The following is a 23,604-nucleotide window of genomic DNA, read 5'->3' as shown; positions in this document are numbered from 1 at the left end:
ACCGTCTTTTGTCCATTGTCATTTTTTACAGGGGGCGACAGTTTGCTCTTATTGTCTGTCTTACCTTGTTGTTCGCAGCTAAGGTTTTCGTTGTCAATTGTCAATTGTCCATTGTCAATTGAATAAAGGAGTTTATATGAAGGTATTGGTTGTAGGCAGCGGCGGGCGCGAGCACGCGCTGGTCTGGAAGATCGCCCAGTCCCCGCTGGTGGAGAAGGTGTTCTGCGCACCGGGCAACCCGGGCACGGCGGGGCTGGCTGAAAACGTGGACATCGCCGTGGACAATCTCCAGGGACTGCTCGACTTCGCCAAGAAGGAAGGGGTGGAACTGACCGTGGTCGGCCCGGAACTGCCGCTGTCGCTGGGCCTGGTCGACCTTTTCGAGGAGAACGGTCTCAAAGCCTTCGGCGCCCGTAAGAACGCCGCCATCATCGAGGCGTCCAAGGCGTTCTCCAAGGACCTGATGCAGAAGTACAACGTCCCGACCGCGGCTTACGGCGTCTTCACCGAGGTGCCGGCCGCTATCGATTTCATCGACAAAACCGGGATCCCCATCGTCATCAAGGCCGACGGTCTTGCCGCGGGCAAAGGGGTCATCATCGCCCAGACCCGCGACGAGGCGGTGGAAGCCGTCACCGACATGCTTTCCGGTAACGCCTTCGGTGCCGCGGGCTCCCGCGTGGTCATCGAGGAGTTCCTGAAAGGGGAGGAGGCGTCCTTCCTCGCCTTCACCGACGGCGAGCGCATCATCCCGCTTGCTTCCGCCCAGGACCACAAGGCCGTCTTCGACGGCGACAAGGGCCCCAACACCGGCGGCATGGGCGCCTACTCCCCGGCTCCGGTAGTCACCCCTCTCATCCACGAGAAGGCCATGGCCGAAGTCATGCGCCGCACCGTGGACGGCATGAAGGCGGAAGGTCGCCGCTACCAGGGCGTTCTCTACGCGGGCCTCATGATCGACGGCGACTCCGTCAAGACCCTCGAGTTCAACGCGCGCTTCGGCGATCCGGAGTGCCAGCCGCTTCTGATGCGCATGAAGTCCGACATCGTCCCCATCCTGATGGCCGTCGCCTCCGGCAGCCTGGAAGGGGTCGAAATCGAGTGGCACGACAAGGCCGCGGTCTGCGTGGTGCTGGCGGCGGAAGGCTATCCCGCCGACTACAGGAAGGGCGACGTCATCGAGGGGCTTGCCGAGGCGGCCAAGGTCGAGGACCTGGTCGTGTTCCATGCCGGCACCAAGGCAAGCGGCGACGCCATCGTCACCAACGGCGGCCGTGTTCTCGGCGTCACCGCCCTCGGTGCCACCGTCAAAGAAGCGATTGATCGCGCCTACAGCGGCGTGAAGCTCATCACCTGGCCCGGCATGCACCACAGAAAAGACATCGGCGCCAAGGCCATGAACCGTTAAACCAAATCCAAAACCATTGGCCACGGAGAAAATCTGAGAACTTCGGAGAAAACAGAAAAATCATTAGCCACGGAGGCAATCTGAGGAAGTCTGCGAAAACCACTTCTTTTGCTTTAAACAAGACTTGGTTCTCTCAGGTGTTCTCCGATTTGCTCCGTGGCTACCGGTTTTAAAGGTTTTACCCGTTAGTATTTTTTGCAGTTCTCAGATTTCCTCAGATTTTCTCCGTGGCCAATGGTTTTATTTTTTTCTTCAAGGAGAAACTATGTCTAATCCGACCGTTTTGATTCTGATGGGAAGCGACTCCGACCTGACCACCATGGAGGAGACGGCCAGGGTTCTTACCGAATTCGGCGTCCCCTACGAGATGCACGTTTCCTCGGCACACCGCTCCCCCGCCAAGACCTCCAAGCTCACCCGCGAGGCGGAAGGGCGCGGCATCCAGGTCATCATCGCCGCAGCCGGCATGGCCGCCCACCTGGCCGGCGTCGTCGCCGCGGAAACGCCGCTCCCCGTCATCGCCGTCCCCATGCCGGGCGGGGCACTGAACGGCGTGGACGCGCTCTATGCCATGGTGCAGATGCCCGGCGGCATGCCGGTCGCCACCATGGCCATCGGTAAGGCGGGCGCCAAGAACGCAGGTCTGCTCGCGGTGCAGATGCTCTCCCTGTCCTGCCCCGAACTGCGCGGGAAGTTCGTCGCCTACAAGACGCGCATGGCCGAAGAGGTGGAAGAAAAGGACCGGGCGCTGCAGGCCGCACTGCAGAAGTGATGCCCGTTTGCAGTTGATTTTCCTTGACAATGAGCCCCGGTTTGTATACCTTCGGCCCGTTTTCAGTCTCAAAAAAATGGAGGGAACACTCATGAAAAAGGTTTTCGCTGCAGTAGCTCTGACCCTCGCCTTTGCCTTTACCGCAATGGCCGCTGATTCCGTCGTTTACCCCGCAAAAATGGGCAACGTCACCTTCAACCACAAGGCTCACCAGGGCAAAAACGAGTGCAAAGTCTGCCACGGCGACGGCGCACCGACCAAGATCGCTATCAACAAGGATGCGGCACACGGCAAGGCTTGCAAAGAGTGCCACGCTGCCAAGGGCGGCCCGACCAAGTGTGGTGAGTGCCACAAGAAGTAATCTCCCTTACGGGAAGCAAATTGCAGAGTTAGGGGTAACAGGTTCGCCTGTTACCCTTTTTTTTGTCTGGTTGTGTATTCGTAATTTTTGTTTTGCGCTTATTGACAATTTGTCTATAATGGCAAACCTGCTACGACAGCTGTACATAACCTTACCGGGAGACGGCCTTGACAACGACGAACAAACGAGGATTTGCACAAGAGGTTTGGGATTTCTTCTGTTCCTTGAAACTTTCCATTTTCCTGCTGATCGGGCTCGCGCTGGTATCGATCATCGGCACCGTCATCCAGCAGGGGCCGCAGCGTGAATACCTGGCGACTCTCTCTGAGACGAAGATCCGCCTGTACAGTGCCCTGGGCTTCTTCGATATGTACCACTCCTGGTGGTTCATCCTCCTGCTGTACCTGCTCACCCTCAACCTGATCTGCTGCTCCATCAAGAGGCTGCCGCGCGTCTGGAAGGTCGTTTCCGAGCCGGTCCTGGTCATGGACGACAACTTCGAGAAGTCGCTGCCCAACGTCAAGGACCTGAAGCTCAAGGGTTCCAAGGATGAGCTCAAGTCGCGCATGGAGGCATTCCTGCGCAGCGAGTTCGCCGCACCGGTCGTCACCGAGAAGGACGGCGAGTACCACCTCTTCGCGCAGAAGAGCCCCTGGTGCCGCCTCGGCGTCTACGTGGTGCACCTCTCCATCATCGTCATCTTCATCGGGGCCCTGATCGGCTCCTTTGCCGGTTACAAGGCCTACACCAACATCCCCGAGGGTGGCGCCGTTTCCCAGGTGCAGACCCAGAGCGGCAAGATGATCCCGCTGGGCTTCGAGGTCCGCTGCGAGAAGTTCACCGTTTCCTATTACGACACCGGCGCGCCGAAAGAATTCAAGAGCATCCTGACCGTCATGGAGAACGGCAAACCGGTGCCGGGCTTCCAGAGCCGCCCGATCATCGTCAACGATCCGCTTACCTACAAGGGGATCACCTTCTACCAGTCCAGCTTCGGGCAGTCCGACGAGGGTTCGCTCTACCACCTCACCGTGCGTGATCGCAAGGGGGGCGCGCCGGTCAAGCTGAACGCCCGTCAGGGCGAGCGCATCGCACTTCCCGGCGGGGCCTTCCTCTCCGTGATGGAAGCGACCATGGATGTACGTCCCTTCATGAGGGGCTTCGACGGTCCGGGTGCACAGGTTGAGTTCACCCCGGCCGGCGGCAACCCGCAGCCGTTCGTGATCCTCTCCGACAAGTACGAGTCCTTCAACGCGCAGCACGGCGGCGACCTGCTGATCACCTTCGACGGTATGGACCAGAAGTTCTACACCGGCCTGCAGGTGGCGCACGACCCGGGCGTCTGGGTGGTGTGGTTCGGTTGCTTCCTGATGGTGGTGGGTATCTGCATGGCGTTCTTCATGTCCCACAAGCGGGTGTGGGCACGCGTTACCGATTCCGGGGTCACCCTGGGCGGTTCCGCCAGCAAGAACCCGGCAGGCTTTGAGATCTGTTTCGATGACCTGGTCGAGAAAGTCGGCAAGGCTTAACAGGATAAAAACCATAACGGGGCTTGCCCCATGCCGCTCTAACTGAACGTCCGGAGGGTAATATCGATATGTCCAGTTCTATGCTTTTCAACGTGACCATGGTTATCTACATGGTCTCCACCTGCATATTCTTTGCGTTCCTCGCCTCGCGCGCCAAGGCTGTGGGGCTTGCCGGTACCTATGCCGCTCTTTTCGGATTCCTGGTTCAGACCGCCGCCATCGGGCTGCGCTGGAAGGAGTCCTACGAACAGGGGCACGGCCACGCGCCGCTGTCCAACCTGTTCGAGTCCGTGGTCTTCTTCTCCTGGACCATCGTTCTCATCTTCCTCATCATCGACTTCAAGTACAGGTACCGCGCCATCGGCTTCTTCGTCATCCCGTTCGCGCTGTTCGGCATGGCCTGGGCGCAGCTCGGCCTGGACAGCGGCATCGAGCCGCTGGTCCCGGCGCTGCAGAGTAACTGGCTCATGTACCACGTCATCACCTGCTTCCTTGGCTACGCCGCCTTCGCGGTCGCCTGTGGCATCTCGATCATGTACCTGATCCGTGAATCCATTGAAAAAGGTGGCGGCAACGTCCAGGCCGGCGGCCTGCTCTCCATGTTCCCGTCCATCAAGATCCTGGACGACCTGAACTACAAGGCGATCATGATCGGCTTCCCGCTGCTCTCCCTCGGCATCATCACAGGCGCCGCCTGGGCCAACTACGCCTGGGGTACCTACTGGAGCTGGGACCCGAAGGAGACCTGGTCGCTGATCGTATGGTTCGTGTACGCCGCGTTCCTCCATGCCCGCATCACCCGCGGCTGGGTCGGGCGCAGGGCCGCCATCCTTTCCGTGATCGGCTTCGCCGCCACCATCTTCTGCTACCTGGGGGTCAACCTCTTCCTTTCCGGCCTGCACAGCTACGGGAAGTAGTTCCCTCATAAGGTAAACCGATCGATGCGACACTCCCTCGCGGCATATCTTTTGGCAACAGCACTGTACCTGCTCTGCGTCGGCGTCACCCTCACTCCGGGTGACGCCCTCGCGGAGCCGTTCAAGTGCAGCATCTGCCACAAGGATCTGATCCGGGGGAGTGTGCCGCATAAGCCGGTTGCCTCCGGCCGCTGTCTGGACTGCCACCAGCAGTTCAACGACAACCACCCCCTGGACAAGGACAGCATGGGGTTCAAGGTCAAAAAGGAAAAACTCTGCGCCACCTGTCACGGCCACCTGGTCCAGAAACCGGTGCTGCACAAACCGGTCGGCCTCGGCCAGTGCACCAACTGCCACATGGCCCATAGCGCCGAGGTGAAGTCGCTTCTGAAGGATCCTTCCCCCGCGCTTTGCTTCCGCTGCCATCCCCAGAATCATTTCACCGGCGCCTTTACCCACAAGCCGGTAGCCGACGGCGATTGCCTTGCCTGCCACGACGCGCACCAGTCCGAGAGCAAGTCCCTGCTCAGAAAGCCCGGCAGCGAGCTTTGCTTCATGTGTCACGACCGCAAGATCGCCATGGGCAAGTCCGTACACCAGCCGGTGCGTAACGGCGACTGCGTCAACTGCCATCAGATCCACGGCGGCCCTTACCGTAAGCTGCTCAAGGACGATTATCCCACGGTCCTGTACAAGCCTTTCAGCTACGACGCCTTCCCGATCTGCTTCCGCTGTCACGACCCCAAGCTCGTCGCTGCGGAAACCACCGACCGGTTCACCAAGTTCAGAAACGGCGAGCGCAACCTGCATGCGGTTCACGTCAACAAGACCAAGGCCCGTTCCTGCAGGGTGTGCCACAATCCGCATGCCGAGCAGCAGGAGCGCCTGATCTATCCCAAGGCGGAAGGATTCGGAACGTGGGACATCCCGATCCGTTTCGAAGCCACCCCCACCGGCGGCGGCTGTTCCGTCGGTTGCCACAGGACCTTGCGCTACGACCGGGTGAAAGCCATTGAACAGCAGTAGCCAACCTCCGACGTCTCCCCACCCAGGTCACGCTCCCTTTCCCGCCTGCGTACAGGTCCACTGATGCTGCCGAAGTTTTCGATCATAATCCCGGTGAAGCCGGGCGGGGAGGTGCGCGCGCTCGCGGGGCTTGCCAAGGCGACCTATCCCGACGACCTCTTCGAGGTGCTGGTTGCCTACGGTTGCCAGCCGAGCGTGCAGCGGAACACGGCGGCGCGCGAGGCCCGTGGTGAGATCCTCTATTTCCTGGATGACGATTCCGGCGTGGCGCCCGAGTTTCTCGACCGCGCGGCAGGGCACTACCAGGAAGAGAATGTGGCCGCGGTCGGTGGCCCCTCGCTTACCCCGGCCACCGATTCCCCCCTGCAGCGGGCCATCGGCATCGCCTTTGCCTCCGCAGTCGGCGGCGGCGGCGTCCGCAATCGCTATAGGAAGGTCGGTTCGGCCCGTTACAGCAGCGACAACGAACTGATCCTGTGCAACCTGAGCTTTCGGCGCGAGATCTTCCTGGCGCACGAGGGGCTGGACGAGCGCCTTTATCCCAACGAGGAAAACGAGCTGATGGACCGGCTGCAGCGGGAGGGGCACCAGTTGGTGCACGACCCCGAGCTCGCGGTCCAGCGCAGCCAGCGTCGTACCTACCGCGCCTACCTCCGGCAGATGTACGGCTACGGGCGCGGCCGCGGCGAGCAGACCCTGATCGCAGGGACCTTGAAGCCGATCACGCTTGCGCCGTCGCTTTTCCTGCTGTACGCGTTGGTGGTGCCTTTGCTGGGAGTCCCGCTGCTTAACCTGCCGCTTTTGGCGTACGCCCTCATCGTGTTGCTGGCGTCGTTGCAGGGAAGCCTGACCGGGAAGGATGCAGCCCTTTTTCCCCGCCTTTTGTTGGTGTACCCGACGCTGCATCTGGTTTACGGGGCCGGTGTCATTCGCGGTCTGCTCCGTCCCCGGTACCGCGGCGGCAAGCAGACCCACTGGGATGTCGAAGTGAGCCGCGTCAAACCTTTTGGTGAAGCCGTCCAACCTGGCGGTGATGCCGTTCAACGTTCAACGTTCAACGTTAACGGCAATCCTCCGATTTTGGGGAGGCATCCCGGCGGCGTGTGACCTAAATAACGGGTTACTGATCTAGCTGTCGCGGAGCAATTGAAGCGAAGACGGCTGGCCGTGTCGAACGTTGAACATTGAACGTTGAACGGTTGTTGGCAGCTGCGAAGACCATGCAATGCAATTAACGTAGAACATAGAACGTAGAACATGTTCTCGGTTTTTAGGGAGACGAAAGTGGATCTGAGCATAGTAGTTCCGATATACAACGAGGAAGACAACATCCCGATCCTGCACGAGCGGATCAGCGACGCGCTGATCGACACCGGGCTGGAATACGAACTGATCCTGGTTGATGACGGTTCTTCCGACAACTCGTATCCGGCTTTGAAACGCCTGTCGTCGAAGGATGACCGGGTCAAGGTCATTCGCCTGCGCCGCAACTTCGGTCAGACGGCAGCGATGGCCGCCGGCTTCGATTCCGCGTCGGGCAGGGTAGTGGTTCCCATGGACGGCGACCTGCAGAACGATCCGCTCGACATTCCCCTGCTTTTGCAGCGCATCGACGAGGGATACGACGTCGTGTCCGGCTGGCGCAAGGACCGCAAGGACACCTTCGTAAACCGCAAGCTCCCCTCCATCCTGGCCAACTCGATTATCTCGAAGATGACCGGCGTGCATCTGCACGACTACGGCTGCACCCTGAAGGCCTACCGGCGCGAGGTGCTTGACGATGTTAACCTGTACGGCGAGATGCACCGCTTCGTCCCGGCGCTCGCGCACCAGGTCGGCGCCCGGGTCACCGAGATGCCGGTTCGCCACCACGAAAGGCTGCACGGCAAGAGCAAATACGGCATCTCCCGCACCATGAAGGTGATCCTCGATCTGATGACGGTGAAGTTCCTGTTGAGCTACTCGACCAAGCCCATCCAGCTCTTCGGCCGCTGGGGGATCTACACCCTGTGTGCAGGGTTCCTGAGCGGTGCCGTCACGGTCTATATGAAGTTCTTCGAGAACACCAGCATGAACCGCAACCCGCTGTTGATCCTGACCGCGTTCCTGCTCTTCATGGGGGTCCAGTTCATCGTACTGGGACTTCTGGCGGAACTGAGCGCCCGCACCTACTACGAGGCGCAGGGCAAACCGATCTACAACATCAAGGAAAAGATCAACTTTGCCTGACACTACGCTGCGCGTACTGGTGCTGGCGCCGACCCCGTTCTTCGCGGACCGCGGCTGCCACGTCCGCATCCTTGAGGAAGCGCGGGCGGCCATTGCCTGCGGGGCGGATGTGCGCCTGGTCACCTACCACATCGGGCGCGACGTCCCCGGCGTCCGTACCGATAGGATCGCCGGGTTCTCCTGGTACAAAAAGCTGGAGGCCGGCCCTTCCTGGGTGAAGCCCTTCCTCGACGTTCAACTCCTCTTCAAGGCCTTCCAGGTCGCGCGGGAGTTCAAGCCGCACGTCATTCACGCTCATCTCCACGAAGGTGCCTTCTTCGGTGCGTTCCTCAAGATGCTGATCCGTGTCCCCATGCTGTTCGACTGCCAGGGGAGTCTCACCGCCGAGATTACCGACCACGGCTTCGTCAAGCCCGGCTCCCTTTTGCAGCGCTTCTTCGCCACCCTCGAGCGCTGGATCAACCGCAGCTCCGACTTCATCGTCACCAGCGCCAGTCCCACCGTCGATCTGCTGCTGAAGGATGGCGTGCCGAAGGACCGGGTACGGGCTCTGATCGACGGCGTCGACACCGACGTCTTCGCACCGCAGCCCAAAGCGGAGATCCGTGCGCGGCTGGGACTTCCCGAGAAGCGTCCTGTCGTCGCGTACCTCGGGCTGATGAATAGCTACCAGGGAGTGGATCTCCTTTTGGAAGCGGCTGCCTATCTGAAGGGGCAGGGGGCGAAGATCCACTATCTAATCATGGGATTCCCAGACGCGGCCTATCGCGAGAAGGCCGAGGCGATGGGGATCGCCGACATCATCACCTTCACCGGCAGGATCCCGTACGATGAGGCGCCGCTGTACCTGAGTGCCGGCGATCTTGCCGTCTCCCCCAAAGTTTCCCTCACCGAAGCCAACGGCAAGCTTTTCAACTACATCGCCTGCGGCCTTCCCACCGTCGTATTCGACACCCCCGTCAACCGTGAGATTCTCGGAGACGCCGCGCTGTACGCCAAGTTCGGCGATGCCGCAGACCTGGCCGGAGCCATCGGCCGGCTGGCAGGCGACCGCGAACTTCGTGAAGATCTCGGAGCCGAAGGGCGCGAGCGCGCAGTCAAGCTGCATTCCTGGCAAGCCCGCGGCAAAGACCTCGCCGGCATCTACCAAAACCTGAAAACCCAAAACCGTTAGCCACGGAGAAAATCTGAGAACATCTGAGAAAACATTTCCGGATGTAACGCAGAAATTTCCCATGTAATGATTACATGGTCCTTTGTAATGGTTACATGGGACCTTGTAACGGTTACATTGCCTCCTTCAGCGGCTGCATGTCCCCTTGCGATGACCGCATAGGCCCCTTTCACGCGTTTTTTCTGATTTTTACCGCTGCATTTCTCGTTGTAGCGGTTGCATTCCCTCATGAAGGCGCCGCATTCGGGCCAAATGTGACAATATTGCCCCATGTAACGATTGCAGGAGCCCATGTAACCGTTACATAGCCTCATGTAAGCGTTACAAGCCGTAAAACCATTTAAGTCAAAAGCAGTTACGCAAAGCACACGGAGTATGCGCAAAGAACGGGTAGAAAACCATGCAAGCGGGTAAAGGCTTTTTGCCTCCCCCTCGAATCAGGGTCTCCTTTGCGTTCATCGCGAATACCTTGAGTTCTTTGCGCAACCGCTTTCAGCTTCAAATCAGATCCAAAGCAGTTACGCAAAGCACGCGGAGGACGCGCGAAGAACGTGAAGAAAACCTTGATGCCGGTGGTAAAGGCTTTTTGCCTTCCCATAAAAAGGATTTCCTTTGCGTTCATCGCGGATGCCTGGCGTTCTCTGCGTAACCGCTTGTTCATGGTTTTCTTTTTTTGTTGAAAAGGTCCAGCGTTTGTACTACTGTTCAGCTCATGAACGGTGACGACGAAAAGGTTTTAGATACTTATCGCTCTTTTCTCCTCCTCTCGGAGATCTCCGGTGACCAGCAGCTCTCGCAACGCGAGCTGGCGAAACGCCTCGGTATCGCCTTGGGACTGGTCAACTCCTACCTGAAGAACTTGGTAGCCAAAGGGTTCGTCCGGGTCAACAACTTCCCCAAGAACCGTTACGCCTACCTCCTCACCCCCAAAGGTTTCGCCGAAAAAAGCCGCCTTGCCTACCAGCACCTGAGCTACTTCTCCGGCCTCTACACGGTTGCCCGTCAGGATTACCTGAAGCTGTTCAAGTCCATGTCGGCGCACGGGGTCAAGCAGGTAGCCTTCTGCGGCATCGACGAAGTCGCCGAGATCGCTTACCTCTCGTTGAAGGAAGCCGGAATGGAGCTGACGGTGGCGATGGACGCCGAGGCGGCCGGACGGAAGTTCTTTGACAAGTCGGTGGTAACCCCGGCGATCGGTCTGTTGTCCGGCAACCACAATATAGTTATTACCTCGATGAAGCGAGGCGATGCTCTGCGCGAGGAATTGCTGCGCATGGGCGTGACCCCCGAACGGATCCACCAGGCGGGGCGGAGCTGACATGTCCGGCGTATCGAGCAAAAGCTTAAAGGTCGTCTTCAGAGCCGATTCCTCAGTGGACCTCGGTGCCGGTCACGTCATGCGCTGCCTCACCTTGGCGGCCGCATTGCGCGAGCGCGGCTGTGCGGTCTCTTTTATCAGCCGTGATCTCCCCGGGAACATCTCCGCTAATGTCGAGGCCGCCGGCTACCCCGTGTTCCGCATTCCAGTTGAGAAGATTCCTACCCCTGACGTGCCCTTTGCCTTGGATGTACCGGCGGACATCGCCCGGACCGCCGAGATTCTGCGGCAGGAGCAGGACGTCGACTGGCTGGTCATTGACCATTACGGCGTGGATGAATCATGGGAAACGCCCTTGCGTTCGCTGGTCGGCAAAATCATGGTGATCGACGATGTTGCCAACCGCCGCCACGACTGCGACCTCCTGCTGGACCAGAATCTCTATGAGAACATGGAGTCGCGTTACGACGGGCTGGTGCCGGAGCATTGCACGAAGTTTCTCGGACCTCGCTACGCCCTGCTTCGTGATGAATTCGTACAGGCGCGCCGCTCTTTGCGGGAGCGAGACGGTTCCGTCAAGCGCATCCTGATCACCTTTGGCGGCGGGGATGCCAGCAATGAGACAGCCAAGGCCCTGGAGGCGTGGCGCACGGTGGGGCGCGACGACATATCGGTTGATGTCGTCGTCGGTGGGGCCAATCCGCACCGGGAGCAGTTGCGGCAGTTATGTGCCGGACTCCCTAACGTCTCGTTCCATTGCAACGTGAACAACATGGCCCAAATGATGGCCGCAGCCGATCTCGCCATCGGCGCCGGCGGCAGCACCACTTGGGAGCGCTGCTTCCTTGGTCTCCCTTCAATCACCCTCATCGTCGCCGACAATCAGGCCGCGACCACCACTGCCGTCGGCGTGCAGGGAGCGACGCTCAATGTGGGATGGTACGAGGACGTCGATTCAACTGGTTTGGCGGGAATCATAAGACGGGTGCTGAGTGATCCGAAGGCATTGCTGGAGATGACGGCATGCGGCTTCGCTCTTATGGGGGGGGCAGCCTCGACGGGAGCTGCTCTTCTGGCACAGATCCTTTGTGACACGTCTTTGAAGGGTGCGGGTACCTCGGCGAAATGACTATAGCATCGACTACCGAGCCATTCTTTCTTGCAACGACTGCGCAGGAAGCTTTCTGGGATACGGAGAAGCGGATTGTCTTTCTGGGCGAATGGTGCCGGCTCTTCAGCAGGAAAGAATACTGGCAAACTCTTGACGCTACCGTTGCGCAAAGTCCCTACCAGACGCTGGCTGCGGTCGAGCATTACTACGCCTGCGCCTCCGAGATCTGTGAAGAGCTGTTGACTGCTTTGACAGAGGCTTTGAACGAGATCCACGGCACGTCTCACTCGCTGCGCTTTTGGCGCATCGTGATCGGACCATGGCTCTTCTACTACGTGCACACCAACCTGGACCGGTTCGTGCGCATCAAGGACGTTTTCGCGCAACACCCGGACCTGACCACAGTTGCACTTTCTGAACAGTCCTTTGTAGTACCGCGTGACACCATGGAGGCTGTAGACCTCTGCAAGACGGATCTGTTCAACCTGCAGCTTTACAGCCGGGTCTTCACCTTTTTGGGCCATGACTTCCCTACGGTGGAGGCCCCAGAGTTACCACAGGCAGCCAAGCAGACCTCAAAAGAGAAACTGACAACGCGTCTCTTCCTATTGAAAGCAGCCAACTTTGCGGTTAAGAAGGCATGCACCGCAATCAAGGACAGGCCGGGGATCCTGTACAAGAGTTCCTACTTCTCTCCAGACGTTGAACTGCAGCTGTTTTTGAGAACGCGCGGCAAGTTCCGGCCGGTCGGCAGAAAGCCGGTCAGAGGGGCCGTCGGGCCTACTGACAGCACCCTGCGCGGACGCTTGGCGTCGTACCTCCCGGCCGGTGACGATTTCAGGGCTTTTCTGCAACAGGTGGTTCCGCTCGACCTTCCGCGCTGTTTCCTTGAGGGATTCAGAGAATTGGCTGACGAGGCTTCGCAATATCCGTTAAATCCCACGGCGGTCTTTTCCTCTAATGCCTACTTCTACGATGAGGCCTTCAAGGTCTGGGCGGGCGCCAGTGCGGAAAAGGGAGCTTTGCTGCTGGGATCACAGCATGGCGGCAACTATGGTGTCGCGAAGTGTCTGAAACCTCAGGAGCACGAAGCAGCTATCTGCGATCGGTACTATTCATGGGGCTGGCACGACGATGGCCACCCTGTCGTGACCCCCTTTCCTGCCGCGAAGCTGACCGGGCGCAGGACGATTGGCGCTGACAATAGCAAAAAAAGGATCTTGCTCGCCTCGACGGCAAGCTTTAGATACCTCGTCCAGTTCCCGTTTTTGCCAGAGTACTTCGACGACTATTTGGCATGGCAGCAACTGTTCTGCGCCACCCTCGATGAGGGACGCCGTAAGGACCTTTCAGTCAGGCTATTGGCGGAAGACCTTGGCTGGGACCTCAAACACCGCTGGAGGGCAGCTTTTCCGGAGGTGTACCTGGAAGAGGAGGGCGCCAGTGCCAACTTCTCTGACAGCCTGGCTGCGTGCCGTCTTTTCATTGCCGACCATGTTTCAACAACTTACATAGAGGCGCTTTCCGCCAACAAGCCCACAGTTATGTTTTTCAACCGTGAGAGGTATTCGGTCCGAGGCGAAGCGCAGCGCAATTTGGACCTGTTACGGAAAGCCGGCATCCTGCATGATACACCGCAGCAGGCGGCCCAAGTTGTGAACGAAGTCTACGCCGATGTGGAAATCTGGTGGAACCAGCCTGAAAGACAGCGGGCACGACAGGAGTTCTGCAACGTGTTTGGCCGGACGTCCCATGACTCGGTCTCCTTGTGGAGTCGGGAATTTCTCTCAATCTTCAATGCAGGGTTAAAGGCTAGATAGGAATAGTGTGAGTGAGCATTCCCTAAAAAGCAGGTTTAAATTCAAGCTATTCAGTAATATCACAGGCGTACTGCTCGGCCTGATTACCATGGCCTTTATCCCACGTGCTCTTGGGCCCGAAAACTTCGGCAAGTTTGAGTTCATTACGAACAACTTCAAACTGATCCTCGACACCGTAACGCTCCAAGTGCCAGTGGCCTTTTTCAACTGGGTGTCGCGCAAGGGGCATAAAGAAGAGACAGACGTCGCCTCAGGCGTAACACTGTATTTTTCGGTAATTGCCGCAGTAGTCTTTGCGCTCTTCATAGCGACGACCGTTCTCACCGGGACCCACTCGCTGCTCTGGCCGGGGGTTGATGCTCCTTACCTGTGGGAAGCCTTCCTGTTCACCGTAATCGTCTTTCTCTACCAGTTGCTGGTTTTTCTGGCCGATGGAATGTCACTAACGGTCGGGTTGGAGCGGATCAGGCTTTTGCAAAACGTGTTGAAGGCTGCGATCCTGCTGGGGCTGGTCCTCGTGGGCGTGATGAACCTGCATAGTTATTTTTTGGGGCAGATTGCGGTCATGGCGCTGAGCGTTCTGCTTTCGGCCTTCTGGCTCAGAAAGCAGAACGCCTGTGACGGGCGCGCTCTTGCGGTTTGGACATTCAACCGGAGTGATATACGGGATTACTGGTCTTTCGCATGGCACTACGCGAAGCCGCTCACTATTCTCATGGCTGGTGGATTTCTCTTTCTCTACTTCGACCGCTGGTTTCTACAGTTGATCGGTGGTTCTGTGCAGCAAGGGTATTTCGGGATTTCAGACCGGCTTGGAGCTATAGCCTTCGTCTTTACCAATGCCATGACGCCCCTGTTGACCCGCGAGTTTGCGTTTGCGCACGAAGAGAAAAACACAGAGAGGCTGGTCCGACTCTTTGACAGAATCAAGCTTTTCCTCTTCATTGCCGCTGTGATCAGCTGTTTCCTTTCTGCCGAGAGCGAGACTATCATCAAGTTAATAGGGGGCGACAAGTTCAGAGGGGCGGCGATGCCGATTGCAATCATGGCCCTGTACCCGATACATCAGACGTTCGGGCAACTAAGCGGTGCATTGCTGATGGCGACTGGGCAGACGCGACTGTATTCACGTATCGGCCTGTTCATGTTGATCGGTAGCGTACCCATCACCTACTTTTTGTTGGCTCCCTCGAATTTTGCCGTGCCCGGGTTAGCCATGGGGGCAAGTGGCTTGGCGTTGAAGATGCTTTTGGTGCAGTTTTTTGCCACCAATATGCAACTTTTCTGCAATACCCGTTACCTCGGCATCTCCTACGCCAAGTGGCTTGCGTATCAACTCAGCATGATCCCTGCGGTGTACCTAACTGCTAAAGCGACATCACTTATTTCTGAGGCTGTTGCGAGCAGCTTCTTTGCCGATCGGGCCGACGACATCTTTGCGAATGGCGTTGCCTTCGTCGGTTCGGGCCTCGTCTACTGCACCGCGCTGCTTGGCATAATATTCCTGGTGCCGCGGATAGCCGGATTGTCGCGTCACGAGATAAGTGCCTTTAAGCTGTCGGCCTTGTTTAAGGCTTAGGTTTCAGTTGGTCTCGCCATGAGGGGCGTCCAGAAGTGATCGTGTGCTGAATGAATTGCTGAAAATAAGTAGATTCAACAGGGCTGGTGACAGGTATGAATAAACTTAGGAAGTTTTTCCACTTTCATGTTGTGACTAAGGTGGCTGTTGATTATCGATTCCTCCGGGCTCGATTTTTCCTCTACTTCTTCAACCTAATCCCAGACTTTTATACTCTGTCCCCCCTGCGAAACATCTTCTTGAAATGGGGAGGGGCTAGTATATCCATCATGGACGCGTACGTACGTTCCCCGCTTTGGTGTTCCGACCTTAGTCATTTGCGAATAGGTAGAGGTGTATTCATGAATATCGGGTGTCGCATCGAGGGTGCGGCACCAGTTGTTATAGGTGACCGCTGCCAGGTAGGCCCCTTTTGCTGTTTTGAGAACGTGAACCATACCGAAACTGGAGACCAGGCTCTTCCTGTATCAATCGGGGCGGGAGTCTGGATTGGAGCACGAGCGGTACTTACCCCCGGCACAGAGATTGGTGATTGTTCCGTAATAGCTGCGGGAGCCGTCGTCACAAAAAAAGTACCCGGCGGCGAGTTGTGGGGTGGTGTCCCTGCACGAAAGATTAGAAACACTCCCCCTGTTCAGTGATGTGACAATGAAGATCATCCTTTTTACCGAAAATTACTATCGCGGGGGGCTCGACACCTTCACTGCGACCCTTATCAATGCCTGGCCTGATGATGATGAGTTCGTCTTAGTTTCGAATAGGGAATATCCTGGGGCCGACGCAGTCGGGGATAGACTCAGAAGACCCTGCAGCTTCGTCGCCTATGACTTCACTACGTACGCCGGTTGGGCTCACTACACGAGGAAAAATCGAGTAGTGAATGCTGTACGGCTCGCTGCGTCTCCGCTGCTGCGTTACCTGTTTCTGGCTCATGAGGTGATTCTTCTGCGTAAGCTGTTCGCACAGCTTCAGGGAGAACGCTTGTTGATAATAAATGGCGGTTACCCAGGAGGAGACGCTTGTCGCGCGGCCGGTATTGCGTGGGGATTGTTCTCTGGCAAGCCATGTAGCATCCACAGCTTCCACAGTCTTGCCACGAGTTCACGCCTCTACACGAGAGCCCAGGAAAATGCCGTGGATGCCATACTGGTGAAAAAGACAAAAGCGTTTGTCACTGTGTCGCAGGCTGCTGCCGCATCGATGTCTGTCCGGGATAAAATCCCAATGGACAAGGTGAGTTACATCTACAACGGAATTGAAGGCCCCCTTCAAGAGGCCGTGGCTGAGAGAGAGTTTGACATCCGCCGAGACCTTGGCCTAAGTAAAGCTGCTCCGCTCTGCCTTATGCTTGGTGCTTATCATCCGCATAAAGGACACGCCTTCCTGCTGGAGGCGTTCCGAGTTGTCATGGATGCAATTCCACAGGCACATTTTCTGATGTGCGGATATGGTAATAAAGAAGAAGTCGCAGTGGTTCAGAGCGAGGTGGATCGTCTCGGCTTGGCTGGCAGGGTGCACTTGCTAGGCTTCAGAGACGATGCAATGGAGCTTCTCGCGCAGTGCGATGTTCTTTTGGTCGGATCGCAGGAATTCGAGTCCTTCGGCCTGACATGCGTAGAAGCGATGGCACGTCGCGTGCCGGTGGTGGCAACCAAGGTCGGGGGATTGCCGGAAGTCGTTGTGGACGGTGAGGGGGGATTCTGTACCGAGCGCGACGATGTTGATTCCTATGCGGCACACGTAATAAACTTGCTGCGGGACGAGAAGTTGCGTAAAGAGCAGGGCGAAAAGGGGTTTTCCCGATACCTGCAGCACTTCACAGCGCAGAGAATGGCTCGGGAGTACGCAGAGCTGCTAAAGAGTGAGTGAGTTTGTACTTCACAGGTAAGGAAGCTAAGAGACCGTGAGTAATTCCATTAAATTCAGCGTTGTTATTCCTGCCTATAATGCGGCGCCCTTCATAGAAAAAGCTTTGGATTCGGTCAGAAACCAAAGCTACCCCGCGTTTGAGGTTTTAATCACGGACGATGGGTCAAAAGATGATACCGGCGAAGTTGTCAGACGGTACGCCGAGAAGCATCCATCTTTTCCAGTGTGTTACGCTCGACAGGAAAACAAGGGGATCGGCGGTGCACGGAACAACGGTTTGTTTAGAGCTGCCGGTGACTTTATTGCCTTTCTTGACGCTGATGACCTGTGGTATCCTGCAAAGCTCGAAAAAATTGCCCAGTTTGCGCTACAAAATCGGACCCTTGACGTGATTTACCACGACGAGGTTGAGACCTCCTCGGATGGGACTAAAAGGATTCTTCATTATCATCCCCTACGGGACCCCGTTTTTGAGCACCTGCTGTTTGTGGGGAACCAGTTGTCGACATCCGCGACTTCGGTGCGGCGGGAACTGGCGCAATCAATAAGCGGCTTCTCCGAAAGCCCCGAATTCAATAGCGCCGAAGACTACGAGTTCTGGCTCCGTTTGGCTAAGGCTGGAGCACGCTTTGGTCATCTCTCAGAGGTACTGGGCGAATATCTCAGAGTGGAGGGATGTGTCACTTCGCGTATCGAGTACCATCACGGCAACGTGTTCAATGTCGTAAATCACCACCTGGATCAGTTGTCGCAGGAGAAAGCCTATCCCGAGTCCTTGCTGCGCAGGGTGTACAAGACCCGGCGTGGGCAGAACCGTTTCATTCTCGGTATGGAGTACTGCAAACTTGGTGAGTTCAGGCGTGCATTGAACAACTATCTCGAGGCTCTGGCGTTGCGCCCCTTCTGGTGGAAGACGTACGCGGCGCTACTTCAATTGTTGCTGAAAGCGATCAGGGGCTAGAGACCATTGAAAAAACTGCTGTTAGCAGGTGTCCACCACTTGGGGCTGTACCGTCTGTTCACTCCTTTTTACGGTGGCCATACCTCGATAATCCTGTTGCACCGGGTAAGGCCCGCGCAGCAAACGACAGGACTCGACGGCGGTCATGAGGTGACTCCGGAGTTTTTGGAAGCCTTCATTGAGGAGCGCAAGAGGTGTGGCTGGCGCTTTATTTCTCTTGATTACCTCCTCGATAATTATGAGGAGTGCAGCCGACGCAAGAGGAACCTGATCATCACTCTCGACGACGGCTATCAGGACAACTACCGTTACGCCTATCCCTTGTTCCAAAAGTACCGCGTCCCATTCACAATATATGTAACTACCTCCTTTCCTGATGGCACGGCAGACCTTTGGTGGTACAAGCTAGCCTCCGTGGTGAACAACACCCAGGAGATCTTTATCGATTCCGCCATGGGGACGGTGGTCATTCCTGCGGCGGTGGACCCCCGAGGCGCGTTCCGCACTTTGCGTCGTCACTTCCTTTCCCTTGGGCGCGAGGAGCAGGCGGACTTTCTGGAGGACTTGATGGAGCGCTATGGCTCGCAGTACCGGGAAGAAAGATTCGCCATGTCATGGGACGAAATCTTGCAACTTTCCCGGGATGAACTCTGCACCATCGGAAGCCATACGACAAGTCACGGCAATCTCAGGAAACTCGGTCGCGAGGAGGCGCTTCGTGACATGGTGCTGGCCAAGTCTGAGACGGAGCAAAGGATCGGGAAGCCGGTGCTTCACTTTTCTTACCCGTATGGCACCGAGCAAGAGGCGTCTTGGCGTGAGGAACAGCTTGCCAGGGAGGCGGGTTTCAAGACAGCGGTTACCACCAGGATCGGAAACCTGTTCTACGAGCACATCCAGCACCTCTATCTGCTGCCGAGGATTCCGCTGCAGCAGGGGGCGTTCGAGCGGCTGAACCCGATCTACCTCTCCGGAATGTACAGCGCAATAGCCAGACGCTTTAGGAGGGTCGTAACACATTGATCAAGAGATCCGCTCGCCCAAGCTTGTTGGAACTCTTCAGTACAGCGGCGCATGTCGAGGTGTTGGGGGACAAGAATGCCAGCTTCGCAGGTTACGGGCGCTTTGCCCTGAAGAACCTGTTCCAGGTTCTCGGCTTCGGCGCAGGCGACAGAATCCTGCTTCCCGCGTACATCTGCGACGTTGTGTTGCTCCCCTTTGAAGAGCTGGGTATAGAACCGGTTTACTATGGGGTGACCCGGGATTTTCAAATCGACTGGGAAAGCGTGCACCTTCTCCCCCGCACGAAGGCCCTGCTCACGGTGAACTATTTTGGCACCAGTATCGATTATGCTGCCATCGAGGCCTACGCGGCACGTCACGGTCTGACCTGGATCAGCGATAACGCGCATGGCTTCGCCAGCATGGCCGGCGGGAAGCCACTGGAGGAGTACGGTGACATCAGTCTCACCTGCTTTCGCAAGGTGCTCCCCTCGCTAAACGGCGCCTGCGTCCGCTTTAATACTCCGCGATATCTGCCATTCAAGACGGAACTGGACCGGCTGAACGATAAGGGGGCGAGTGAGCCGCGCCTGCGTTTTTTCTGCAAATCGTTTCTAGCTAGCTTCGGCATCGACCCTTGGCCCATACCGGACTACGCCGATGCGGCTGCTTTCCGGGACCGTGCCCCTGGATGCTTCGGTGTGGATCCGCTGGCACTAAAGCTTTACGTCCTGGCTGACCGCACCCGAGTGAGGGAGCGGCGTCGTTCCTTATATCAATCGGTTGCTGCAGCCGTGGCGGGCCGCGGTATGCAGATCAGCGAGATACCGGGTCTGTTGCGGGACGGCAACTCTCCGCTGGTCCTGCCCGTCGAGGTGTCTGAACCGGGACTTTGGCGCAGAATCCTCAACTCCAGCAGGAAGCTTGGGCTGGATCTTCACACTTGGCCGAGCCTCCCGGCGCAGGTCGCCGCCGCCGACCTCCTGGGCTCAACCACGCGCTGGCGCCGGATGCTTTATTTCCCGCTGCACCAAGGGCTTCATGAGGCCACCTACCTGACACTGCTGAAGAAGGTTTTCGATGAACTTTGAGTTCGTAGGCGATAGTGCTGGCTTCTGTTCGATAGCAAAGGATTGGGAATCGCTGGAAGCGCGGGCGGGGGGGCACCTGTTCCAAAACCACCGCTTTCTCAAATCCTGGCTGCAGGCAACCGGCGACGGTGAAAAGTCACGTCCTGCCGTAGTGCTTGGCTGGGAAGGCGAGAGGTTGATGGCCGTTTTTCCGGGGTGCCTGATGCGCAGCGGCTTTCCATTTCTAACCTGGATGGGGGGGCTCAACATCGTCGACTACGGCGATATCCTCTTTGACCAGAATGCCTCGATCTCAGCCGACGCTTTCCTGGATATGGCGTTTGCCCTGCTAAAGAAGAAGGTGGGATTTCACCTGTACTATCTGCATAACGTCAGGAGGGATGCTCGCGCCTTTAACTACCTTGAGCGCAACTTCACTCACTATCGCGACGAGGTTGCTCCTTTTGTGCCGCTGGTGGGGGACTTCGAATCCTATCTGGAGTCGCTGCGGCAATTCCGCAAGAACATGCGTTCGGACACGTTGCGGCAGATGAAGAGGATGGCTTCCCTTGGCGTGTTTGAGTTCCGCATCGTTAAACCGCAGCAAAGTGATGATGCGGCATCTCCCGGTGCTGCAGATGCCGTAGAGGTTTTCGTCACCCAAAAGCGGCGGCAGTTCGAGGAGACAGGGGTCGCGGGGGCCTTGATGCGTCCGGGATATGATGAGTTCTATCAGACAGAGGCTTCCGAAAACCCGCATGCCCACATATCGTGTCTCACGCTCGACGGCAAGATTATCGCCGTTCACTTTGGTTATCTATACGGCGACCGGTTCTATTACTTGATGCCGGCTTACGATCCAGGCTACGCCAAATATTCGCCGGGCCGGGTGTTGACCTACTTCCTACTGCAGCACTGCTACAGCCGTGGCGTGCAAGTATTCGATTTCGCCCTCGGAGCAGAGCCGTACAAGTACGAGTGGACCGCCGACCAGATGGAAGAAACCAGCTTCATCGGAGGGGGATTTTGGGGCAAATACCTGGTGCTCGCCTTGAAAGGAAAGAAAGCCATCGCCAGGCGTCTTGCAGCCATCGGAAAGGAGCGGACGCCAGGGGGGCGGTCGCAGGAGGCAAGGGATGTCACGCACTGATTCTGAGGATGACCAGCAGCCGGTGCGGGTCCTCCACGTCCTGCACGATTCCCGAAGAAGCGGGGTGCCTGCTGTCGCGGCCAATCTCATTCTTGCATTGGACCGTTCCACGGTAACGGCTTCAGCTCTGTTCGCTTACGAGGGGATCTACAGTGAGGAACTTCGGGCACGCGGTGTCCAGGTGTGGTCCATGGGGAAACGGGTTCCATTTCTCTGGAGATTGAACCGCTTTCTCATGAACTTCAAGTTGGCGACACTGCTTGGCTCCTTCGATGTCGTACATGCCCACAGCGTCAAATGCGCCTTGCATGTCATCGTGGCTAAGGCTCTCGGCGCAACCGTGATTTATCACCTGCATGAACTTCCACGCACCGTGGGGCCGCTTCTAAGACGAGCAATCGCCACGGCTGATTGTGTCGTCTTCTGCTCCAATACCTGTGCCGCTCACTACAGTGCCGTCCCGGCAAGGTCCCGGCGGGTGCTGGTCAACGCTGTTGATCCCGCCTCTTTTCCTCCCGTAGTCGAGACGCCGCGGCGTCGTATTGTCATGGTTGCCAGTATCAACAAGGGGAAGGGGCAGAACTTGTTGCTCGAGGCCTTCTCAAAGCTCACGCAAAAGGATGTGGAGCTTTATTTTTACGGGACAACTGGGCTCTCCGCCCACGGTTACGTGGCCGGCCTGAAACGCGAGGTGCAGACGCGGGGCCTGGCAGGAAGGGTATTCTTCCCTGGGCCGACCGCGGACATTCGATCTGTATTGAAAGAGAGCACCTTGCTCGTGCACACGTCGTGGAAAGAATCTTTCGGCATGGCCCTCGTTGAGGCCATGGCGTCGGGTGTACCGGTGATCGCTCAGGATTTGGAGGGGATGCGTGAGGTAGTTGTGGACGGGGTCACCGGTTATCTTGTGCCGCCTGGAGACGTAGAAGGCTTGAGCGGCCGCATCTCGAAACTCCTGGATGATCCCTCCCTCCGCAGCCGTTTTGGTGCTGCCGGGAGGGCTCTGGTCCAGGAGAAATATAATATGGAATCACGGGTTCCTGAATACGTAGAGCTCTGCCGTGATCTATACGCCGGGCGGGAGATGAGATGAAAATAGTCTTCTTGGCGCCTTTCGGGATCCGTCCCAAGGGCACGGTCATAGCGCGAATGTTGCCACTGGCTGTCGGGCTGCAGGAGCTTGGGCACGAGGTGGTCGTTGTTGCCCCCCCCTATACCAACCCCGAAGATTCTGGAAAGACCGAGGTGGTGCGAGGGGTAAAACTGCGGAACATACTACTAGGCCCGAAAAACAAGATGCTGGCTGTGCCTTCCCTCGCATGGCGCATGTTGACGGCGGGATTGGGCGAGAGACCAGACGTAATCCATCTATTCAAGCCTAAAGGTTACGGTGGTGTCGCTGCAATGGTGCATATCGGCCTACAACAGATAGGGCTCAGGCTTCCCCCACTGTTCCTGGACACCGATGACTGGGAAGGGGACGGTGGCATGAATGAACTGCATGGCTACTCTGACTTGGAGAAGAGGTTCTATCGTGTTCAGGAACAGTGGATTACCAGGAGGGTGGCCGGTGTCACGGTGGCCAGTCGTGGGTTAGAGCAACTTGTTTCTGGAATGGAAATCCCGCCGTCGAGGATACTTTATCTCCCCAATGGCGTTTTCGATAGCCGGCGTGGCGATGGTGATGCTACCCGCGCTAAACTCGGCATTCCCCTTGACGCACCTGTTGTGCTACTGTACACCAGATTTTTCGAATTTGAGCAGGCGAAGTTGCATCAGATATTTCACAGCATTCATCAGCGGGTGCCTAATGTGCGTTTCTTGGTCGTGGGCAAAGGGCGCGCCGGGGAAGAGAATCTGCTGGCGGATGCTGCACGGCAACAGGGGTTTTTTGATGCGTTGGTAATGGCTGGTTGGGTCGAGCCAGCGGAGTTGCCTAGCTACCTGGCTGCGGGAAACGTGGCCATCTATCCATTTGCGGATAATTTAGTAAACCGCACGAAATGTCCGGCGAAGCTTACTGAACTTTTGTTGGCTGAGAACGCGGTTGTTGCTGACCGGGTAGGGCAGCTTGCCGAGTATATTGAAGATGGGCATTCCGGTGTCTTGTGTGACCCACGGGACTTCGAAGAGATGGCAGGCAAGACTGTCGAATTGCTCCGTGATCCCATCCAGCGTGACCGTCTGGGGCGGGCTGCGCGCTCGTCGCTGTTGCAGCGATTTAATTGGAACTCCGCTGCACGCGATCTGGACCTTTTTTATAACAGATTAATTTCCTCGCTTGGATAGTTGCAATCGGAGTGGTCTA

Annotated in this window: 22 protein-coding genes; 21 read left to right on the top strand and 1 reads right to left on the bottom strand. The window is 57.3% G+C overall.

Annotated elements, in window-relative coordinates; translation table 11 throughout:
• Nucleotides 1–136: 136 nt before the first annotated feature.
• The 9 genes from purD (at nucleotide 137) to KP004_RS16560 (ending at nucleotide 9,416) form a co-directional block, all read left to right on the top strand.
• Nucleotides 137–1,408, top strand: a complete 1,272-nt coding sequence (gene purD, locus KP004_RS16600; RefSeq protein ID WP_216799541.1) for a phosphoribosylamine--glycine ligase — start codon at nucleotides 137–139, stop codon at nucleotides 1,406–1,408.
• A gap of 265 nt (nucleotides 1,409–1,673) precedes the next feature.
• Nucleotides 1,674–2,180 (top strand): 5-(carboxyamino)imidazole ribonucleotide mutase, encoded by a 507-nt coding sequence (gene purE / locus KP004_RS16595; protein ID WP_216799540.1) that lies wholly within the window; start codon nucleotides 1,674–1,676, stop codon nucleotides 2,178–2,180.
• Nucleotides 2,181–2,271: 91 nt separating this feature from the next.
• Nucleotides 2,272–2,541 carry a cytochrome c3 family protein gene (locus KP004_RS16590; RefSeq protein ID WP_216799539.1) on the top strand — a complete coding sequence of 90 codons (270 nt, stop codon included), beginning with the start codon at nucleotides 2,272–2,274 and terminating at the stop codon, nucleotides 2,539–2,541.
• 167 nt (nucleotides 2,542–2,708) lie between these two features.
• Nucleotides 2,709–4,070: a cytochrome c biogenesis protein ResB gene (gene resB, locus KP004_RS16585; protein ID WP_216799538.1), complete on the top strand. Its 1,362-nt coding sequence runs from the start codon at nucleotides 2,709–2,711 to the stop codon at nucleotides 4,068–4,070.
• A 68-nt stretch (nucleotides 4,071–4,138) separates the two neighbouring features.
• A complete protein-coding gene (gene ccsB / locus KP004_RS16580; RefSeq protein ID WP_216799537.1) occupies nucleotides 4,139–4,987 on the top strand; it encodes a c-type cytochrome biogenesis protein CcsB in 849 nt (282 codons plus the stop codon).
• Nucleotides 4,988–5,038: 51 nt separating this feature from the next.
• Nucleotides 5,039–6,013, top strand: coding sequence for a cytochrome c3 family protein (locus tag KP004_RS16575; protein ID WP_239026837.1), 975 nt, complete (start codon nucleotides 5,039–5,041; stop codon nucleotides 6,011–6,013).
• A 63-nt stretch (nucleotides 6,014–6,076) separates the two neighbouring features.
• Nucleotides 6,077–7,120 carry a glycosyltransferase family 2 protein gene (locus tag KP004_RS16570; RefSeq protein ID WP_216799535.1) on the top strand — a complete coding sequence of 348 codons (1,044 nt, stop codon included), beginning with the start codon at nucleotides 6,077–6,079 and terminating at the stop codon, nucleotides 7,118–7,120.
• Between the two features lie 177 nt (nucleotides 7,121–7,297).
• On the top strand, nucleotides 7,298–8,242 hold the full coding sequence (locus KP004_RS16565) for a glycosyltransferase family 2 protein (RefSeq protein ID WP_216799534.1): 945 nt from the start codon (nucleotides 7,298–7,300) through the stop codon (nucleotides 8,240–8,242).
• The gene (locus KP004_RS16560; protein WP_216799533.1) at nucleotides 8,235–9,416 is read left to right on the top strand and encodes a glycosyltransferase family 4 protein; all 1,182 of its coding nucleotides are present in this window, start codon (nucleotides 8,235–8,237) and stop codon (nucleotides 9,414–9,416) included. The genes KP004_RS16565 and KP004_RS16560 overlap by 8 nt, the downstream gene beginning before the upstream one ends.
• Nucleotides 9,417–9,771: 355 nt before the next feature.
• Here the strand turns inward: KP004_RS16560 and KP004_RS16555 are convergent, their stop codons facing one another.
• Nucleotides 9,772–10,077: a hypothetical protein gene (locus tag KP004_RS16555; protein WP_216799532.1), complete on the bottom strand. Its 306-nt coding sequence runs from the start codon at nucleotides 10,075–10,077 to the stop codon at nucleotides 9,772–9,774.
• A gap of 51 nt (nucleotides 10,078–10,128) precedes the next feature.
• Here KP004_RS16555 and KP004_RS16550 point away from each other — a divergent pair, with 51 nt between their 5' ends.
• From KP004_RS16550 to KP004_RS16495, 12 genes are all read left to right on the top strand, one after another.
• Complete coding sequence (locus KP004_RS16550) at nucleotides 10,129–10,734, top strand: winged helix-turn-helix transcriptional regulator (protein WP_216799531.1); 606 nt, start codon at nucleotides 10,129–10,131, stop codon at nucleotides 10,732–10,734.
• A 1-nt stretch (nucleotide 10,735) separates the two neighbouring features.
• Nucleotides 10,736–11,863 (top strand): UDP-2,4-diacetamido-2,4,6-trideoxy-beta-L-altropyranose hydrolase, encoded by a 1,128-nt coding sequence (gene pseG, locus KP004_RS16545; RefSeq protein WP_216799530.1) that lies wholly within the window; start codon nucleotides 10,736–10,738, stop codon nucleotides 11,861–11,863.
• Complete coding sequence (locus KP004_RS16540) at nucleotides 11,860–13,665, top strand: LIC12162 family transferase (RefSeq protein WP_216799529.1); 1,806 nt, start codon at nucleotides 11,860–11,862, stop codon at nucleotides 13,663–13,665. Before pseG ends, KP004_RS16540 begins: the two co-directional genes overlap by 4 nt.
• 7 nt (nucleotides 13,666–13,672) lie before the next feature.
• Complete coding sequence (locus KP004_RS16535; protein WP_216799528.1) at nucleotides 13,673–15,244, top strand: lipopolysaccharide biosynthesis protein; 1,572 nt, start codon at nucleotides 13,673–13,675, stop codon at nucleotides 15,242–15,244.
• Nucleotides 15,245–15,339: 95 nt separating this feature from the next.
• Nucleotides 15,340–15,885 carry an acyltransferase gene (locus KP004_RS21515; protein ID WP_367620740.1) on the top strand — a complete coding sequence of 182 codons (546 nt, stop codon included), beginning with the start codon at nucleotides 15,340–15,342 and terminating at the stop codon, nucleotides 15,883–15,885.
• 7 nt (nucleotides 15,886–15,892) lie between these two features.
• Nucleotides 15,893–17,113, top strand: a complete 1,221-nt coding sequence (locus KP004_RS16525; RefSeq protein ID WP_216799527.1) for a glycosyltransferase family 4 protein — start codon at nucleotides 15,893–15,895, stop codon at nucleotides 17,111–17,113.
• 34 nt (nucleotides 17,114–17,147) lie between these two features.
• Entirely contained in the window at nucleotides 17,148–18,074 is a 927-nt protein-coding gene (locus KP004_RS16520) for a glycosyltransferase (RefSeq protein WP_216799526.1), read from the top strand.
• A 6-nt stretch (nucleotides 18,075–18,080) separates the two neighbouring features.
• The gene (locus KP004_RS16515) at nucleotides 18,081–19,097 is read left to right on the top strand and encodes a polysaccharide deacetylase family protein (protein WP_216799525.1); all 1,017 of its coding nucleotides are present in this window, start codon (nucleotides 18,081–18,083) and stop codon (nucleotides 19,095–19,097) included.
• Nucleotides 19,094–20,167 carry a DegT/DnrJ/EryC1/StrS family aminotransferase gene (locus KP004_RS16510; RefSeq protein ID WP_216799524.1) on the top strand — a complete coding sequence of 358 codons (1,074 nt, stop codon included), beginning with the start codon at nucleotides 19,094–19,096 and terminating at the stop codon, nucleotides 20,165–20,167. The genes KP004_RS16515 and KP004_RS16510 overlap by 4 nt, the downstream gene beginning before the upstream one ends.
• Nucleotides 20,157–21,296 (top strand): GNAT family N-acetyltransferase, encoded by a 1,140-nt coding sequence (locus KP004_RS16505; RefSeq protein ID WP_216799523.1) that lies wholly within the window; start codon nucleotides 20,157–20,159, stop codon nucleotides 21,294–21,296. The genes KP004_RS16510 and KP004_RS16505 overlap by 11 nt, the downstream gene beginning before the upstream one ends.
• A complete protein-coding gene (locus tag KP004_RS16500; RefSeq protein WP_216799522.1) occupies nucleotides 21,283–22,389 on the top strand; it encodes a glycosyltransferase in 1,107 nt (368 codons plus the stop codon). Before KP004_RS16505 ends, KP004_RS16500 begins: the two co-directional genes overlap by 14 nt.
• Nucleotides 22,386–23,585, top strand: coding sequence for a glycosyltransferase family 4 protein (locus KP004_RS16495; RefSeq protein ID WP_216799521.1), 1,200 nt, complete (start codon nucleotides 22,386–22,388; stop codon nucleotides 23,583–23,585). The genes KP004_RS16500 and KP004_RS16495 overlap by 4 nt, the downstream gene beginning before the upstream one ends.
• Nucleotides 23,586–23,604: the final 19 nt, after the last annotated feature.

Source organism: Geomonas oryzisoli, assembly GCF_018986915.1.
GTDB lineage: Bacteria > Desulfobacterota > Desulfuromonadia > Geobacterales > Geobacteraceae > Geomonas > Geomonas oryzisoli.
This window is presented reverse-complemented; position numbering and strand designations above follow the sequence as displayed.